11 protein-coding genes are annotated in these 17,140 nt (G+C 63.2%); 1 reads left to right on the forward strand and 10 read right to left on the reverse strand.

The genetic code is table 11. The annotated features are described in order from the left end of the window. Positions 1-18: 18 nt before the first annotated feature. Together IVA74_RS39630 and IVA74_RS39635 are read right to left on the reverse strand one after the other, a co-directional pair. Positions 19-1,413 (reverse strand): efflux RND transporter periplasmic adaptor subunit, encoded by a 1,395-nt coding sequence (locus IVA74_RS39630; protein WP_247353439.1) that lies wholly within the window; start codon positions 1,411-1,413, stop codon positions 19-21. Beyond that, positions 1,403-2,887: an efflux transporter outer membrane subunit gene (locus IVA74_RS39635; RefSeq protein WP_247353441.1), complete on the reverse strand. Its 1,485-nt coding sequence runs from the start codon at positions 2,885-2,887 to the stop codon at positions 1,403-1,405. Before IVA74_RS39635 ends, IVA74_RS39630 begins: the two co-directional genes overlap by 11 nt. 736 nt (positions 2,888-3,623) lie before the next feature. Between IVA74_RS39635 and IVA74_RS39640 the strand changes: the two genes are divergently transcribed. Further along, a complete protein-coding gene (locus IVA74_RS39640) occupies positions 3,624-4,658 on the forward strand; it encodes a cysteine synthase A (RefSeq protein ID WP_247353443.1) in 1,035 nt (344 codons plus the stop codon). On the opposite strand, the gene IVA74_RS39645 is transcribed toward IVA74_RS39640, so the two are convergent. The 8 genes from IVA74_RS39645 to IVA74_RS39680 form a co-directional block, all read right to left on the reverse strand. Further along, a complete protein-coding gene (locus IVA74_RS39645) occupies positions 4,655-5,188 on the reverse strand; it encodes a DUF805 domain-containing protein (RefSeq protein ID WP_247353445.1) in 534 nt (177 codons plus the stop codon). The genes IVA74_RS39640 and IVA74_RS39645 overlap by 4 nt on opposite strands. A gap of 134 nt (positions 5,189-5,322) precedes the next feature. After that, entirely contained in the window at positions 5,323-7,566 is a 2,244-nt protein-coding gene (locus IVA74_RS39650) for a glycosyltransferase family 41 protein (RefSeq protein WP_247353447.1), read from the reverse strand. 138 nt (positions 7,567-7,704) lie between these two features. After that, positions 7,705-9,948, reverse strand: coding sequence for a tetratricopeptide repeat protein (locus tag IVA74_RS39655; RefSeq protein WP_247353449.1), 2,244 nt, complete (start codon positions 9,946-9,948; stop codon positions 7,705-7,707). 116 nt (positions 9,949-10,064) lie between these two features. Then, positions 10,065-12,281, reverse strand: a complete 2,217-nt coding sequence (locus IVA74_RS39660; protein WP_247353450.1) for a tetratricopeptide repeat protein — start codon at positions 12,279-12,281, stop codon at positions 10,065-10,067. Positions 12,282-12,381: 100 nt separating this feature from the next. After that, positions 12,382-13,119, reverse strand: coding sequence for an amino acid ABC transporter ATP-binding protein (locus IVA74_RS39665; RefSeq protein WP_247353452.1), 738 nt, complete (start codon positions 13,117-13,119; stop codon positions 12,382-12,384). Positions 13,120-13,130: 11 nt separating this feature from the next. Beyond that, entirely contained in the window at positions 13,131-14,651 is a 1,521-nt protein-coding gene (locus IVA74_RS39670; RefSeq protein ID WP_247353454.1) for an amino acid ABC transporter permease, read from the reverse strand. Further along, positions 14,648-15,853 (reverse strand): ABC transporter permease subunit, encoded by a 1,206-nt coding sequence (locus IVA74_RS39675; RefSeq protein WP_247353455.1) that lies wholly within the window; start codon positions 15,851-15,853, stop codon positions 14,648-14,650. Before IVA74_RS39675 ends, IVA74_RS39670 begins: the two co-directional genes overlap by 4 nt. Positions 15,854-15,879: 26 nt before the next feature. After that, a complete protein-coding gene (locus IVA74_RS39680) occupies positions 15,880-16,896 on the reverse strand; it encodes an amino acid ABC transporter substrate-binding protein (protein ID WP_247353457.1) in 1,017 nt (338 codons plus the stop codon). Between the last annotated feature and the right edge of the window lie 244 nt (positions 16,897-17,140).

Here is a 17,140-nt window from a genome sequence, read left to right on the forward strand (position 1 = left end):
AGGCGGCTGTTGTCGGGATCATGGCTGCTTGGCTCCACTTCCCGATGCTCCCGGCCCTGGTGCCGGTCCGGTCTGGCCCTTCTGGTCGCCTTCGCTGCTCTTCCGCTTGGCGCGAAACTCGCCGTCCTTGCCTTGTCCGTCCTTCTGGCCGTCTTTTGCACCATCCTTCTTCTGACCATCCGGCCCGCGCGAGCGCTTGCGCGGTGCGAGATCGGCCGACGGGGTCTGGTCGTCGCGGCCGATGACCACCTTGGAGCCGTCGGACAGATTGGCAAAGCCCGTGGTGACGACCTTGTCGGTCGCCGACAGGCCGCTCGCAATGACGGCGTCATGCTCGTTCTGCTGTGTCACCGTCACGGGCTTGGCCGAGACGACATTGTCCTCGCTGATGACATAGCTGAAGGTGCCGATCGGTCCGCGCTGCACGGCCGAGGTCGGCACCACCAGTGCCTGCATCAAGGTCTCGACCTTGAGGCGGACATTGACGAACTGGCCCGGCCAGACCTGGTAATTGGCGTTGGGGAATTCGGCCTTGAGCTTGAGCGTGCCGGTGGTCTGATCGACCTGGTTGTCGATGCCTGTGAGCTTGCCGCTGTCGATCACGGTGATGCCGTCATTGCCGAATACGTCGACCGCAAGCGTGCCCTTCGACGCGGCCGCGTTGACCCGCATGATCTGCTGTTGCGGCAGGCTGAACCACACCGCGATCGGCTGCAATTGCGTGATGACGACGAGGCCCGTGATGTCGGAGGCGTGGATGATGTTGCCCTGGTCGACCTGGCGCAGGCCGGCTCGACCCGAGAGCGGCGCCACGATCTTGGTGTAGCTCAGCGTCGCCGCTGCATTGTCGATCGCGGCCTGGTCGGCCTTCACCAGCGCCTCGGTCTGTGCGACCAGTGCGCGCTGGGTGTCGGCTTGCTGCTTGGAGCCGGCGTTGGACGCAGCCAACTGCTCGTAGCGTGTGAGGTCGATACGCTGGTTGGCGAGCTGGGCCTGGTCCTGCGCCTTCTTGGCAACGACCTGGTCATACGTCGCCTGATAGAGCGCCGGGTCGATCTCGCCAAGCACGTCGCCCTTCTTGACCTCCTGGCCTTCCGTGAAGTTGACCGCGATCAGCTTGCCGTCGACCTGCGAGCGCACGGTCACGGTGTTGAGTGCGCGGATCGCGCCGACGCCGTCGAGATAGACAGGAACGTCCTGGACTCGCGGGCTCGCCGCCAGCACCGGCACCGGCAGATCGGGCCGCTGGTTGCGGTTGTTCGCCTGCGGCTGCTGATGCGTAGCGGTCCAGCCGAGATAGCCAAGCCCGCCGAGGATCGCGAGCGTGATCAGGGTCATGACGAAGCCGCGGCCGCGCGACTTTTTCGCCGTCCCTTCTTTCGCGCCTTGCTTCGTGTCCGGCTTAAAGAGCATTGACCGGTTTCTCCATCCTCGGCTCCCAGCCGCCGCCGAGCGCCTGATACAGGCTGACGATAGCAAGAAGCCGGGCAAGTTGCGCCTGCGACAGCGCGTCTTCCGCCTGAAACAGGGTCAGTTGGGTATTGAGCACGGTCACGATGTCGGCAGTGCCGGCGCGCAATTGCTGCTCGGAGAGATCGAACGCGCGGCGCGAGGCGGTCAGGACATCACGCTGCAATTGCAGCTTGATCGTAGTCTGCTTGATCGAGAACAGCGCATTGTCGACATCGGCAAACGACTGGATGATGGTCTTGCGGTAGGTCTGGAGCAATTCGTCCTGCCGCGCCTTGGCAAATTCGAAATTGCCGAGGATCTTGCCGCCGTCGAAGATCGGCTGCGCCGCGCTGCCGACGAGCTGGAAGAACGCCGCATGCGGCTGGAACAGCGACACCAGCGCTGAACTCTGATAGCCGCCATTGCCGGTGAGCTGGATGGTCGGAAAGAACTGCGCACGGGCATTGCCGATGTTCGCGGTGGCCGAGGCAAGCTGCGCCTCCTGACGTCGAATATCCGGCCGCTGCGTCAGAAGCTCCGACGGCAGGCCGGGCGTGACGCGCGGGATCGCGATGTTGTTCAGGGAGCCGCCGAGCACACGCACGCTCTCCGGCGGCCGCGACACCAGCACCGCGAGCGCGTTGACGTTCTGGTCCAGCGTCTGCCGCAACGGCGGCACCAGCGCCTTCTGGTTGGCGAGCACGCTCTCCTGCTGTGCGACGTCGAGATCGGTGCCGGTGCCGGCCTTGCGGCGCTCGCGGATGGCATCGAGGATGCGCTGGGCGCTCGCAATGTTGCGCTGGGCGGTGCGAAGGCGGTCCTGCGAGGCCAGCACCTGGAAATAGGCGTTGGCGACACCTGCCAGCGTCGTCAGCGTGACGACGTCGCGGTCGAAGCGGTTGGCGTTGGCGGTCTCTTCGGCCGTTTGCAGCGCATCGCGGTTCTGGCCCCAGAAGTCGAGCTGGTAGCTCGCGCTGAGCGAGGCCGAGTAGTTGACGACCTCGCGGCCGCCATTGGTGAGACCGGAGGACGACGAGCCCGAGGTGCGCGAATAGGTCTCCGACCCGCCCCCTGACAGGCTCGGCAGCAGTGCCGCGCCCGCTTGCCGCGCCTGAGCGTCGGCCTGGACGATGCGCGCGACGGCGGCGGCGATGTCGAGGTTGACGGTGTGCGCCTCCTCCATCAGTTGCGTCAGCTCCGCCGAGCGGAAGCCGCGCCACCAATCCAGCGTGGGCGGCGCATCGGCCTTGCCGGCGTATTTGTACTGCGTGGGAACGTCGAGCGTCGGATCCGGTAGATCCTGCGTCAGCACGCAAGCGCCCGAACCGGCGGCGAGGCAAAGCACTGCAAGCCAGCGCGTCGCGCGGCGCGCCCGGGACGCGGAACCTGGAGACCGCCACACGGCGATCGCAGGAACATCCTGTGTCACATCCACCCCCCGCCGGGCAGATCGAGCCGCCACCGCGACGGATTAGCCGATTCGCGGCTGGACAGTCGGGGGTCTCTGGATAACTCGTTCACAGCGGTGATGCCTTCTGCGGAACCGGACACCCATCCTAGCCGGGCGCGGAACAGCGGGACAGTCCCGCAGTTGCGAGATGGCCGCCAAAATGCGACGATTCCAAAACTATGAAAATATAAAAGCCACTGTCCTGCAGGTGTTTCTTGAATTCCAAAGCCATTCCGGACCGCGTTCAAGCTTACCAAGATTTCATGTGATATTGCCGCCACACCGATGCCAATCCCCTCAATCCGCCCGCACCGCTCGCGATGCGGCTTCAACGCAGTCCAGAAGCCAGGCCGGACCAGTCGCACGAAGTCGATTGTCGAAAACGAATAGGCATACGTCGCGCAGATATGTCTGCCGCCTTCCGCACGTTATCCACGCTCGCAGACATCGGCGCGTCCCGGCCAAAGGCGAGGATGGGTCGTGAGAGTGCTGACGACGACCGTTATTTTCCATGTCCAGGCAGAGACCGGCCATATCCTCCTACCGAAGCCCGCCACGTAGCCCAGCATTCATCCTCGGCGATTGCTGCACGGAAAAATGTCACTGCTTCGGCGGGCACTTCCGCTTGTTTCGCCGCAGCGCAAAAGCCTTCCCCTTTTGCCTCCCAAGCACTAGGTTCTGGCCAACCTGATCAACCCCTTTGCCAGTGATTTCCCCTGACATGACCATCAAAAACGACGTTGTCGAAGCCATCGGCAACACCCCGCTGATCAAGCTCAAGCGTGCTTCCGAACTGACCGGATGCACCATCCTGGGCAAGGCCGAGTTCATGAATCCCGGCCAGTCGGTCAAGGACCGCGCCGGCAAATGGATGATCCTGGAGGCGGAGAAACGCGGCGAGCTCAAGCCGGGCGGCCTCGTGGTGGAAGCGACGGCCGGCAACACGGGCATCGGGCTCGCGGTCGTCGCGAGCGCCCGCGGCTACCGTACGCTGATCGTGATTCCGGAAACGCAGAGCCAGGAGAAGAAGGACTTTTTGAAGCTGTGCGGCGCCGAGCTCCTGGAATCGCCGGCCCTGCCCTATTCCAATCCGAACAACTACCAGCACGTCGGCCGCCGTCTCGCCGACGAGCTGCGCAAGACCGAGCCTAATGGCGTGCTGTTCGCCGACCAATGGAACAACCTCGACAATGCGAAGGCGCATTACGAATCCACCGGCCCCGAGATCTGGGACCAAACCGGCGGCAAGGTCGACGGTTTCGTCTGCTCGGTCGGCAGCGGCGGCACGCTGGCCGGCATCAGCCGCTATCTGAAAGAGAAGAGCAAGGACGTCAGGATCGCCTGCGCTGATCCGCATGGCGCCGGCATGTATGAATATTTCAGAACGGGCGATGCCAAGGCGACGCCGGGCGGCTCGATCACCGAAGGCATCGGCCTCAACCGGGCGACCGCAATCGTCGAAAGCGCGAAGGTCGATGACGCCTATCTCATTCCCGATGCCGAAGCGGTGACGGTGATCTACGAACTACTCCAGCACGAAGGCCTGTGTCTCGGCGGCTCCACCGGCATCAATATTGCCGGCGCGATGCGTCTTGCAAAGCAGCTCGGACCGGGCAAGACGATCGTCACCGTGCTTTGCGATTCCGGCAGCCGTTACCAGTCGAAGCTGTTCAATGCGGACTTCATGCGCGCCAAGAACCTTCCGGTGCCGGAATGGCTGGAGAAGCGCAGCAACATCAAGCTACCGTTCGTCTAGCCCCAGGTCGACCGCGACGATCCCTGCGACACCCGTGCGAGACGCTCGTTCGATAGCGAGGGCCTGACCTCGCGCGTGCGCGGCGGGAGGGGAGCGCCGTAGGAGCCTTCGCTGTCGCCGGTCGGCCAGAACATGAGCGCGAGCATCAGCGCGAGGTTGACGAGCGCGCCGACCGCCGTTGCCTGGTGCTCCCGCCCGATCGCCCAGGCCGGAAACCGGCCCGCGACGACATGATCGACGATCATGAGCGCGAACCAGGCCGGCACCACGCAGACCGGATCCCAGCCGATGTCGCGGATGCGCATCGATTGCAGCGTGAAGGTCGCCACTCCGAAGAAGACGATCGCAGCGATGATCGCCCAGCTCCTGGTGAGGTCTTCCGGCCGGATCGCACTGGGCGAGGTGCTGCGCAGCACGGCCATTGCGATCGCAAAACAGATCGCCGTCATCACGATCGCAAGCGCGACCGAGGCGAGGAAGAAATGCAGCCGCCCGAGCCGGGCGTTCAAGCCGCAGACGAAACCGAGCATTGGCGCACCTTTTTGGCGCATAGGCACAGAAACAGCTTTCGGAGCCATGAACCGGCGCGCCCGTACCCCAGCTCATGGTTTCCGGACGACTAAGCTGGCCTGCGCGATTTGATGCTTCGCCGCGGACGGCAGGGTCAGGCGCCCTCGCCAACCTTCGAAGCCGCGGCACAATAGTCGCCCCAGAACTGGCGATAACCCGCCTCGACCCTTTGCGTGTAGATTTCGACATTGCCGGCGGGCGAACTCGCGATCCGAGCCGGCAACTCCGCGCGCAACTTCGCCAGATGCGCCGGCTGTGTCGCATATCGGCAGGCGATTGCGGCATAGCCGTCGTCGTCCTCTGCGACCCAGTCGTCGAGACCGACGGCAGCCACGATCGAGCCGCCGGCGCGCGACGAGGCGCCGTTGCCGAGCTTGGCCACGACGGGCACGCCCGCGTAGAGCGACTCCCAGGTGCTGACGCCACCGTTTTGCGGGAACGTATCGAGCGATATGTCGACATTCGCAAACGCCAGCAGATGCTCATGACGCGGGGTCGAGCCCAGGCAGATGACATTTTCTTCGGCAATGCCCCGTGCCACGAACCGCGCGACCAGGCTGTCGCGCAGCAAGGGATCGTCGAGCAGAGTATGCTTGATGATGATCCTCGATCCGGTCACCGCTCGCATCACTTTCGACCACACGCGGATGGCCTCGTCCGAGATCTTGTAGATGCGGTTGAACACGCCGAAAGTCACATAGCCGTTGCGGAGCATGGGAAGCTCCGAAGGCGGCACGTCCAGGATCGGATCGGTCGTGATCAGACACGGCAGATCATGAACCTTTTCGGCCAGCAGATGGCGCGCCGACGGCGGAATGAAAATCGGATCCGCAAGCAAATAGTCCATGGTCTGAAGCCCGGTCCCGGTCGCATGTCCGAAACCGGTGACCTGGACGGGAGCCGGCTTCCGCGCGAAAACAGGGAGCCTGTTCCCGGTCGAATGCCCCGAGACATCGATCAGGATATCGACCTTGTCGGCTTGAATGCGATCGGCCAGCTCGTCGTCCGAAAGCTGCCAGGCGTCGACCCAGACGTCCGCCGTCGACTTGAATTGGGCGGTCATCTCGTCTCGTAACGGCGAACACGAGTAGCAAACGATCTCGAACCTGGTGTGATCATGATGGCGCAGCACCGGCAGCAGGCCGAACGCCGCCGAGTGGTACCAGAACTCGGCAGCGACATATCCAATTACGATCCTTCTGTCCGGATCGAGCTGCCGGGGTGAGAGCTTCCGTTGCGGCAATCTGGCGCCGATCGCGTCCCACCAATGTTTTCGCGCGGCCTGCTGGACCGCGAAATCGGCATCGGAGAGAAAGTCCAGAAAGTAGATCTTCCGCGCGATCAGGTCCGCATGATCAGGCGCCATTGCCAGCGCGGCGTCGAGATGTTCGATCGCGGATGCGATCTCACCCTGTTGTGCAAAACAGGCGCTCAGCAGCGTCATCGCGATCGCGGAGCGCGGATTTTCCTCGAGCAAGGTCGTGCAGGCCAGGATCGCCTGCGCCGTATTCCCTGCGTTGAGCGAGACTTTCGCCTTCCCTTCCAAGGCCACCTCGAGCTTGGGCGAAAGCGCAAGTGCTGCATCAAAATCCGCGGCCGCCCGTTCCGACCGCGACAGCTCGAGATTGAGCCGTCCGCGGTGTGCCAGGGCCTTGGCCGAATTGGGCCTGATCGTGAGCGCCGCTGCGAGCGCGGCTTCCGCCTCATCGTAGTGCTTGAGGTCAATGCTGACCGTGCCTTTGCCGACGAGCGCTTCCGCGTGACGGGGCTGAAACAACAAGGCGCGATCGAAACTTTGCTTGGCGCGGTCGAACCGGTGCAGCGCCAGCTCGGCAATGCCACGGTTGCAAAGCGCGTCGGCAAAGTCCGGCTTCAGCGCAATGGCGCGATCGTACAGTTCGATGGCCTGTTCGGGCAGGCTCAAGTGGAGCAAGGTATTGCCAAGGCTGGTGAGGGCCAGCACGAAATTCGGCTTCAGCGCGATCGCCTTCTCCTGACATGCGCGGGCTGCATCAAATTGCCTGAGGTCCAGGTGCACGGTCGCGAGATTGTTATAGGCCTCGTGCGAACGCGGATCGATCGCGATCGCACGCTCGAGCAGCTGTCGCGCCTCCTCGATGCGCCCGCCATGACGCACGCACAGGCCGAGCAGGTGAGTGGCGTCGAAATGATCGGGCACAGCTTGCAGGATCTGGCGGCAGAGAGCATCCGTCTCCGCATATCGGCCCTGGCCATAGGCGCTCGCCGCAGCGGCGATGATGGTGTCCGCCTGCTTCTTCAATTTCTTCTGCAATCGCGCGTTCTGGAATGCGCGCGCGCCGGCGCCGCTGCTCTGCAAGGTATCTCTCCGGAGGATGGCCCGGGAAGAGTCTAGCTGATTCGCAAGCGTCACCGGCCGGTCAGCCGGCCCGGCAACATCCGGGATTTCCGGTTATCAGCGCAGGAACTGGCTCAGGAACAGCTTCGTGCGGGCTGCCTACGCAACGTCGCCGCCTTCGGAGGCGGCGGCACAATAGTCGCGCCAGAACTGGCGATAGCCCGCCTCGACCTCACGCGTGTAGATTTCGACATTGCCGGCCGGCGAAGCTGCGATCTGGGCCGGCAACTCGGCACGCAGCTTCGCCAGATGAGAGGGCTGCGCCGCATATCTGCAGGCGATCTCGGCATAGCCCTCGTCATCCTCGGCGACCCAGTCGCCGAGACCGACGGCAGCCACGATGGAGGCGCCGGCGCGCGAGGAGGCGCCGTTACCGAGCTTGGCTACGACTGGAACGCCCTTGTAGAGCGATTCCCAGGTGCTGATGCCGCCATTCTGCGGGAACGTATCGAGGGAAATATCGACCTTGGCAAAGGCCAGCAGATGGTCGTTGCGCGAGGTCGAGCCCATGCAGGTAATATTCTCTTCGGCAATGCCCAGTGCCACGAAACGCGCGATCAGGCTATCGCGCAGCAAGGGATCGTCGAGCAGACCGTGCTTGAGGATGATCTTGGATCCCGGCACCTCTCGCATCACGCGCGACCAGACACGGATCGCAGCATCCGATATCTTGTAGATGCGGTTAAACACACCGAAGGTAACGTAGCCGTTGCGAAGCATCGGAAGCTCGGAGGGCTGCAGATCCGAGACCGGCTCAATCGTGATCAGGCACGGCAGATCGTGGATTTTCTCGGCAAACAAATGCCGAACCGAGGGCGGAATGAAAATGGGATCCGCGAGCACATAGTCCATGGTCTGAAGGCCCGTGCCTGTCGCGTGTCCGAAGCCCGTGACCTGGATGGGGGCAGGCTTCCGCGCGAAAACAGGGAGCCTGTTACCGGTCGTGTGCCCCGAAACGTCGATCAGGATATCGACATTGTCCGCCTGAATACGATCGGCCAGTTCGTCGTCCGACAGCTGCCAGGCGTCGACCCAGACGTCCGCCAGTGACTTGAACTTGGCGGTGTACTCATCCTGTGTCGGCCAGCAGTAATAGCAGATGATTTCAAATCTGGCGTGATCATGATGATTCAACACCGGCAGCAAGGTGAGCGCCGCCGAGTGTTGCTGGAATTCAGAGGCAACATAGCCGACCACAATCCGCTTTTCGGGATCGAGCGGCCGCTTCGGCAGTTCCCGTCGCGGCAGCTTGGCGCCGATCAAGTCCCACCAATCTCTTCGCACCGCCTGCTGGACCACGAAATCGGCCTCTGCGCGGTAGTCCTGCAAGAAGATCTTGCCCCTGATCGCTTCCGAATAGTCCGGTCTGATCGCCAGCGCGGCATCGAGATATTCGATCGCGGTGTCGATCTCTCCCTGGTGTGAATAAGCGAATCCCATCAGGGCCACTCCGATCTCGGAGCGCGGATTTTGCTCGATCAAGCTCGTGGCGGCCGCAATGGCCTGCGCGGTCTTTCCCTGCAGGAGGCAGGTCTGTGCCTTGCCCCGGAGGGCCAGTTCGAGCTTGGGCGAAATCGCAAGCGCCGCATCGAAATCCGCGAGCGCCTGGTCCAGGCGCGACAGTTCGAAATGGAGCCGCCCGCGCTGGGCCAGGATTCTCGCCGAACCGGGCTTGATCGCGAGCGCCAGGGCAAACTTGGCCGCCGCCTCGTCGTGGTGCCGAAGCTCCATGCTGACCATGCCCTTGCCGACGATTGCCTCCGCGTGATGCGGCTGAAACAGCAGGGCGCGATCGAAACTGTCCTTGGCGCGCGCGAACTGTCCAATCATCATCTCGACCATGCCGCGATTGCAGAACGCGTCGGCACAGTCCGGTTTGGCTTTGATTGCGCGCTCGTGCAGATCGATTGCCTGTCCGAACAGCCCCAAATGCATCAGCGTGTTGCCGAGATTGGTCAGCGCGACCGCGAAATTCGGTTTCAGCGCGATGGCCCTCTCCTGGCACCGCTGCGCCTCCTCGTAGTTGCCGAGGTCGAAATGCACGGTCGCGAGGTTATTATGGGCATCGTGCAAACGGGGATCGATGGCAATCACGCGCTCAAGCAGCTCTTGCGCCTCCTCCAGGCGCCGGCCGTCATGCGCGCACATGCCGAGCAGGTGCGTAGCATCGACATGATCCGGAAGCGCTTTGAGTATCTCACTGCAGAGCGTCTCGGTCTCGGCATATCGGCCCTGGCCATAGGCGGCCGCAGCGGCGGAGAGGACGGCGTCCGCCTGCTTCATCAATTTCTTCTGCAATCGCGCGTTCTGGAATGCGCGCGCGCCGCCGCCGCTGCTCTGCAAGGTGTCTCTCCGGAGGATCGCCCGGGAAGAGTCTAACTGATTCGCAAGCCCGGCCGGCCGGTCGGCTGGCGCGGTGATACCCCCGGGATTTCCCGGGGCTCAGCGCAGTATCTGGTTCAGGAACCACAATAGTCGCGCCAGAACTGGCGGTAAGCCGCTTCGACCTCGCGCGTGTAGAGTTCGACATTGCCGGCGGGCGATGCCGCGATCCGAGCCGGCAACTCGGCGCGCAACTTCGTCAGATGAGCGGGCTGCGCCGCATATTTGCATGCGATCGCCGCATAGCCGTCGTCGTCCTCGGCGACCCAGCCGTCGAGACCGACGGCAGCCACGATCGACCCGCTGGCACGCGACGAGGCCCCGTTGCCGAGCTTGGCGACGACCGGAACGCCCCCATAGAGCGATTCCCAGGTGCTGACGCCGCCGTTTTGCGGGAACGGATCGAGCGAAATGTCGACGTTCGCAAAGGCCAGCAGATGCTCATGGCGCGAGGTCGAGCCCAGGCAGACGATGTTCTCCTCGGCAACGCCCTGCGCCACGAAACGCGCGACCAGTTTGCCGCGCAGCAAGGGATCGTCAAGCAGGGTATGCTTGATGATGATCTTCGAACCCGTCACCTCGCGCATCACTGTCGACCACACGCTCATGGCCTCGTCCGAGATCTTGTAGATGCGGTTGAACACGCCGAAGGTTACATAGCCGTTGCGGAGCATCGGAGGCTCCGAAGGCGGCACATCCAGGATGGGATCGATCGTGATCAGGCACGGCAGATCATGAACCTTTTCGGCCAGCAGATGGCGCGCCGAGGGCGGAATGAAGATGGGATCCGCGAGCACATGGTCCATGGTCTGAAGGCCGGTACCGGTGGCGTGTCCGAATCCCGTGACCTGGATGGGGGCCGGCTTGCGGGCGAAGACATGGAGCCTGTTGCCGGTCGAATGCCCGGACACGTCGATCAGAATATCGATCCCGTCGCCCTGGATGCGATCGGCCAGTTCGTCGTCCGAAAACTGCCAGGCGTCGACCCATACGTCCGCCGTCGATCTGAATTTGTCGGTCATCTCGTCTCGTAACGGCGAGCACGAGTAGCAGACGATCTCGAACCTGGCGTGATCATGATGGCGCAGCACCGGTAACAGAGCGAACGCTGCCGAGTGGTTCCTGAATTCTGACGCGACATATCCGATCGAGATCCGCTTGTCCGGATCGAGCTTACGAGGCGACAACGCCCGTTGCGGCAGTTTGGCGCCGATCGCGTCCCACCAATGTTTTCGCGCGGCCTGCTGGACAGCAAAATCGGCGCCTGGGAGATAGTCCAGAAGGAAGATCTTGCGCCCGATCAAGTCCGCATAGTCCGGCGCGATTGCCAGCCCAGCGTCGAGATGCCCGAGCGCCGTCGCGATCTCTCCCTGGCTCGCATAGCAGGAAGCCAGAAGCGCAATTCCGATGTCGGACCGCGGATTTCCCTCGAGCAATGTCTGGACGGCCGCCATCGCCTCCGCCGTGTTGCCCTTGAGAATGTTGACTTGCGCCTTTCCCTGCAAGGCCACTTCGAGCCTTGGCGAAAGCGCCAGCGCCGCGTCGAAGTCAGCGAGCGCCTGCTCCAGCCGCGACAGATCGAGATTGAGCCGACCGCGCTGCGCGAGAATCTTCGGTGAATCCGGCTTGATCGCGAGCCCTGCTGCGATGGCGGCGGCCGCCTCTTCGTAATGCCGGAGCTCGATGCACACCATGCCCGTGCCCGCGATCGCCTCCGCATGACGCGGCTGAAACACCAGAGCGCGATCGAAACTCTCCTTGGCGCGCTCGAACTGGCCCTTGATCAGCTCCGCCATGCCGCGATTGCAGAATGCATCGGCATAGTCCGGCTTCAGCCTGATAGCGCGTTCGTGCAGTTCGATCGCCTGCTCGCCGAGGCCGATGTGCAGCAGCGTATTGCCGAGATTGGTCAGAGCGATCGGAGAATTCGGCTTCAGCGCAATGGCCTTCTCCTGGCATGCGCGGGCGTCCTGAAATTTTTGGAGATTGAAATACACGGCCCCGAGATTGCCATGGGCATCGGGCGAACGCGGATCGAGCGCAATCGCGCGCTCGAGCAGCTGTTGCGCCTCGTCGAGCCGCCCGCCATCATACGCGCGCAGGCCGAGCAGGTGTGCGGCGTCGAAATGATCCGGAACCTCCGTCAGAATCTGACGGCAGAGCGTCTCAACCTCCGCATATCTGCCTTGTCCGAGCGCCTGAACCGCGACGGACATGACCGCGTCCGCCTGCTTCTTCAACTTCTTCTGCAATCGCGCGTTCTGGAATGCGCGCGCGCCGGCGCTGCTCTGCAAAGTCTCTCTCCGGAGGATGGCCCGAAAAGAGGCTAGCCGATTCGCATGGTGCCAGGCTGGCGGGGCAGTTAGACCGACAAGGCCACCGGATCGCAGGTGCTCAGCGCAGGATCTGGCTCAGGAACAGTTTTGTGCGGGCGTGCTGCGGGGCCGCGAAGAACTCGTTGGGCGTGTTGGCCTCGATGATCTGGCCGGCGTCCATGAACACCACGCGGTTGGCGACTTCGCGGGCAAAGCCCATCTCGTGCGTGACGACCAGCATGGTCATGCCCTCCTCGGCGAGGTCGACCATGGTATCGAGCACCTCCTTGACCATTTCGGGGTCCAGCGCCGAGGTCGGCTCGTCGAACAGCATCACCTTCGGGTTCATCGTCAGCGCGCGGGCGATCGCGACGCGTTGCTGCTGACCGCCGGACATCTGCCCCGGAAACTTGTTGGCCTGGTGCGGGATCTTGACCCGTTCCAGAAACTTCATCGCCGCCTCCTCGGCGTCCTTCTTGGGGATGTTGCGCACCCAGATCGGCGCCAGCGTGCAATTGTCCAGCACGGTCAGGTGCGGGAACAGGTTGAAGCTTTGGAACACCATGCCGACTTCGCGCCGCACGGCGTCGACGTGCTTGAGGTTCGGCCCGAGCTCGATACCGTCAACGACGATCTCGCCCTCCTGGAATTCCTCCAGCGCGTTGATACAGCGGATCAGCGTCGACTTACCCGAGCCTGACGGGCCGCAGATCACGATGCGCTCGCCCCTGCGGACCTCGAGGTCGATGTCGCGCAGTACGTGAAACTCGCCGTACCATTTGTTCAGGCCGGAAATCTTGACGATGGAGTCGGACATGGTGAGCTCAATCAGTTGCGGCGGTGAGCGTTGAGGCGGTGTTCGACGAAGAGCGAGTAGCGCGACATCCCAAAGCAGAAGATGAAGTAGATGATCCCGGCGAAGGCAAAGCCGGTGAACGCGGTCGACGGCGACGACCATTTCGGGTCCGAGAACGACGCCCGCAGCGAGCCCAGGAGATCGAACAGCGCCACGATCGAGACCAGCGAAGTGTCCTTGAACAGCGAAATGAAGCTGTTGACGAGGTTCGGAATGACGTGGCGCAGCGCCTGCGGCAGCACGATCAGCGAGCTCGTCTTCCACCAGGACAGCCCCAGCGCCGCAGCCGCCTCGCCCTGCCCGCGCGGGATCGCGGCCAGCCCGCCGCGGACGTTCTCGGCCTGATAGGCGCCTGTGAACAGCGCGATGCCGATCAGCGCGCGGACGAGGCCGTCGACCGTGAAATTACCGGGCAGGAACAGCGGCAGCATGTAGGTGGCGAAGAACAGCACGGTGATCAGCGGCACGCCGCGCCAGAACTCGATGAAGGCGATCGAGAATATCCGGATCAGCGGAATGGTCGAGCGTCGCCCAAGCGCCAGCGCAATGCCGATCGGCAGCGAGGTGACGATGCCGGTGACGGAGACCACCAGCGTCACCAGAAGCCCGCCCCATAAATTCGTCGTGACGATCGGCAGTCCGCCGTGATCGAGCCCCATCAGCTCGATGACGATCGCGATGGCGACGAAGGTCGCGATGCTGGATGTCAGGGCCCGCACGCCGGTGCGAACGCCGCCGCCGAGAACGAAGGCGATCAGCGAGACGATCGCGGCCGTGATGGCGAAATCGACCCAGACCGACTGGCCTGTCCCCTGGAGCTGGTCACGCAGCCAGGTCAGCGGAAAGATCAGCCAGTAGATCGCAGTACCAACAAGCACGATGAAATTGCCGACGACCCACAACAGCGGCGCGGCAGCGGACGTCTTGCCGAGACTGAGCAGAGCCTGCCCGGCGCCGATGATGCTGTCGTCGAACAATTGCAGCAGGTCGGCTGTCGAACTCAGGCCAAATCCCTTGATGCCGCCGCCGTGCAGCAGAAAGAATGCAACCACTGGAAACGCGAAGAAGAACAGGCCGGCGTTCAGGCCTTTCGACGGCAACCGCGGAATGAGCAACGGCAACAACAGGACCACCGCCAGGACGAGCGTGAGGTTGACCCGCCAGCGTTCGGCCTCGGGGTAGAAGCCGTAGATCAGTTGCGGCAGCTTGGCCTGGATATAGGGCCAGCAGGCGCCGACCGCAAAGCCGGCGTTCTCTGCGAGGCAGGCCGTGCGATCCTTGCCGGTCCAGACTGCATCGACCACCAGGAACCTGACGGAAGGAATGATGGTGAACCAGAGCAGCAAGGCGCCGATGATCGTAAGCAGGACGTTGGTCGGCGAGTTGAACAGGCGCGTCCGCACGAGGCCGATGAAGCCCGTGGTCTTCACCGGCGCGGGGCGCTCATCGAGAAGGTCCTGGCGGACGAAGCTGGGCGAGGCGATATCGCTCATGCGCCGAGACTCCGGCTGACGCGCCAACCGTAGACGCTCATGATGGCGCTGGTGATCAGCGAGATCAGGAGATAGACGCCCATCGTCATGGCGATGATCTCGATGGCCTGCCCGGTCTGGCTCAGCGACGTGCCGGCGAACACGGAGACGAGGTCAGGATAGCCGATCGCGACGGCCAGCGACGAATTCTTGGTGAGATTGAGGTACTGGTTGGTCAGCGGCGGAACGATGACGCGCATCGCCTGCGGCACGACGACCAGGCGAAGCGTGGTGCCGCGGCTCAGGCCCAGCGACGATCCCGCTTCCATCTGTCCGCTGTGGACGGAAAGGATGCCCGCGCGCACGATCTCGGCGATGAAGGCGGCGGTATAGGTCGACAAGGCCAATGTCAGCGCCACGAACTCGGGGATGATCCGCGAGCCGCCCGCGAAATTGAAGCCCTTGAGCTGCGGCAACTCGAAGGTGAAGGGCAGACCTGATATCAGCATGGTGACGAGCGGCAGCCCGAACAGCAGGCCCAGCACATAAGGCCAGATCCGGATCATCTGTCCCCGCTGAAACAGCGCCCGGCGCGCATAGACGCGCAACGCCAGCGAAGCCACGATGCCGAATACCAGCACCGCCAGGAACGCCTCGAAGCCGCTCTCGCCGATCGGGCGGGGAATGACGAGGCCGCGATTGCTGACGAAGGCGATGCCGAACAGCGAAATGCTCTGCCGCGGATTGGGCAAGGCCGCGAGCACCGCCAGGTACCAGAACAGGATCTGGAATAGCAGCGGCAGGTTGCGGATCACCTCGACATAGATCTCGCCGACGCGCGCCACGAGCCAGTTGGGCGACAGCCGGCACAGCGCGACGATGAAGCCGATCAGGGTAGCAAAGACGATGCCCACCACCGAGACCACGAGCGTGTTGAGAAGCCCGACCACGAACACGCGCAGGAACGTGTCCGAGCCGGTATACGAGATCAGTGTCTGATTGACATCGAAACCGGCATTGTTCCCGAGGAAGCCGAAGCCGGCGGCAATGTGCTGGTTCTCGAGGTTGGCGCGGGCGTTGGAGATGATTTCATAGGCAATCCAGCCCAGGACCGCGGCAAAGGCAAACTGGACGGCGATGCCGTTCCAGCCTGTCTTGCCGCCCAGCACGCGCCTGATCTTCAGCGCGATCTGGGGCGGCGGTTTGCGAGCCTCGGTGCCCATCGCCGCTGCCAGCGGGTCAAGCGGGATCAGCGGATCGGCGGCGCGTACTGGAGACCGCCCTTGTTCCAGAGATTGTTGAGACCCCGATTGATGGCGAGCGGCGAGCCCGCGCCGACGTTGCGGTCGAACACTTCGCCGTAATTGCCGACGGCTTTCACGATGCGCACCACCCAGTCCTTGGTCAGGCCGAGCTGCTCACCGAAATTGCCGTCGGTGCCGAGGACGCGCTTCATCTCCGGATTTTCCAGCTTCGCCTTCTCGTCGACGTTCTTCGCGGTCACGCCGAGCTCTTCGGCGGTGATCATGGCAAACAGCGTCCATTTCACGATGTCGAACCATTGGTCGTCGCCGTGGCGCACCATCGGTCCGAGCGGCTCCTTCGAGATGATTTCCGGAAGCACCATGTGATCGCCGGGATTGGCAAGCTTCAGGCGGTTGGCGTACAGGCCCGACTGGTCGGTGGTGAAGACGTCGCAGCGTCCGGCCTCATAGGCCTTGACCGTTTCGTCGTTGGTGCCGAATGCGATCACCTCGTACTTCATGTTGTTGGCCTTGAAGTAGTCGGCGAGATTCTGCTCGGTGGTGGTGCCGGTCTGGACGCAGACCGAGGCGCTGTTGAGCTCGAGCGCAGAATTCACCTTGAGCGACTTCTTCACCATGAAGCCCTGCCCGTCATAATAGGTCACGCCGGTGAAGTTGGCGCCGAGCGAGGTGTCGCGCGAGATGGTCCAGGTGGTGTTGCGCGACAGCACGTCGACTTCGCCGGATTGCAGCGCCGTGAAGCGGTCCTTGGCGGAGAGCGGCACGTACTTGACCTTGGTCGGATCGTTGAAGATCGCCCCGGCGATCGCGCGGCAGACGTCGACGTCAAGCCCGGTCCAGTTGCCCTTGTCGTCGGGCGAGGAGAAGCCGGGCAGACCCTGGCTGACGCCGCAGGACAGCATGCCCCGGTCCTTGATGGTCTTGAGCGTTTGCGCATCGGCGGCTTGGGCAGTCAGGCCGGCGGCGAGAGCAAGAGTGAGAGCCAAGGTTACGCGTTTCATGGGCTTTAGGCCTTTCAAAGTCGTCTCAAGGTCTGGAACGTTGTCTTTGGGATCGTCTCTGCCAGGGCTAGCCGTATCAAGACCAGCCTTGCAAGAGTCATGCTGGAAAACCAAGAATCATGCTGGAAAACCTTGCCGATCACTCGCCGATCCCGGGAGGCCCATACCTTAATCCCCGCCGAAAGGCGCCCGCCGTTATGGCTGTGGCGCAAGGCCCGGTCAGGCGATGGATCGAAGCTCGCGG

It is taken from the genome of Bradyrhizobium sp. 132 (genome assembly GCF_023074185.1).
In the GTDB taxonomy this organism is placed as follows: Bacteria; Pseudomonadota; Alphaproteobacteria; order Rhizobiales; family Xanthobacteraceae; genus Bradyrhizobium.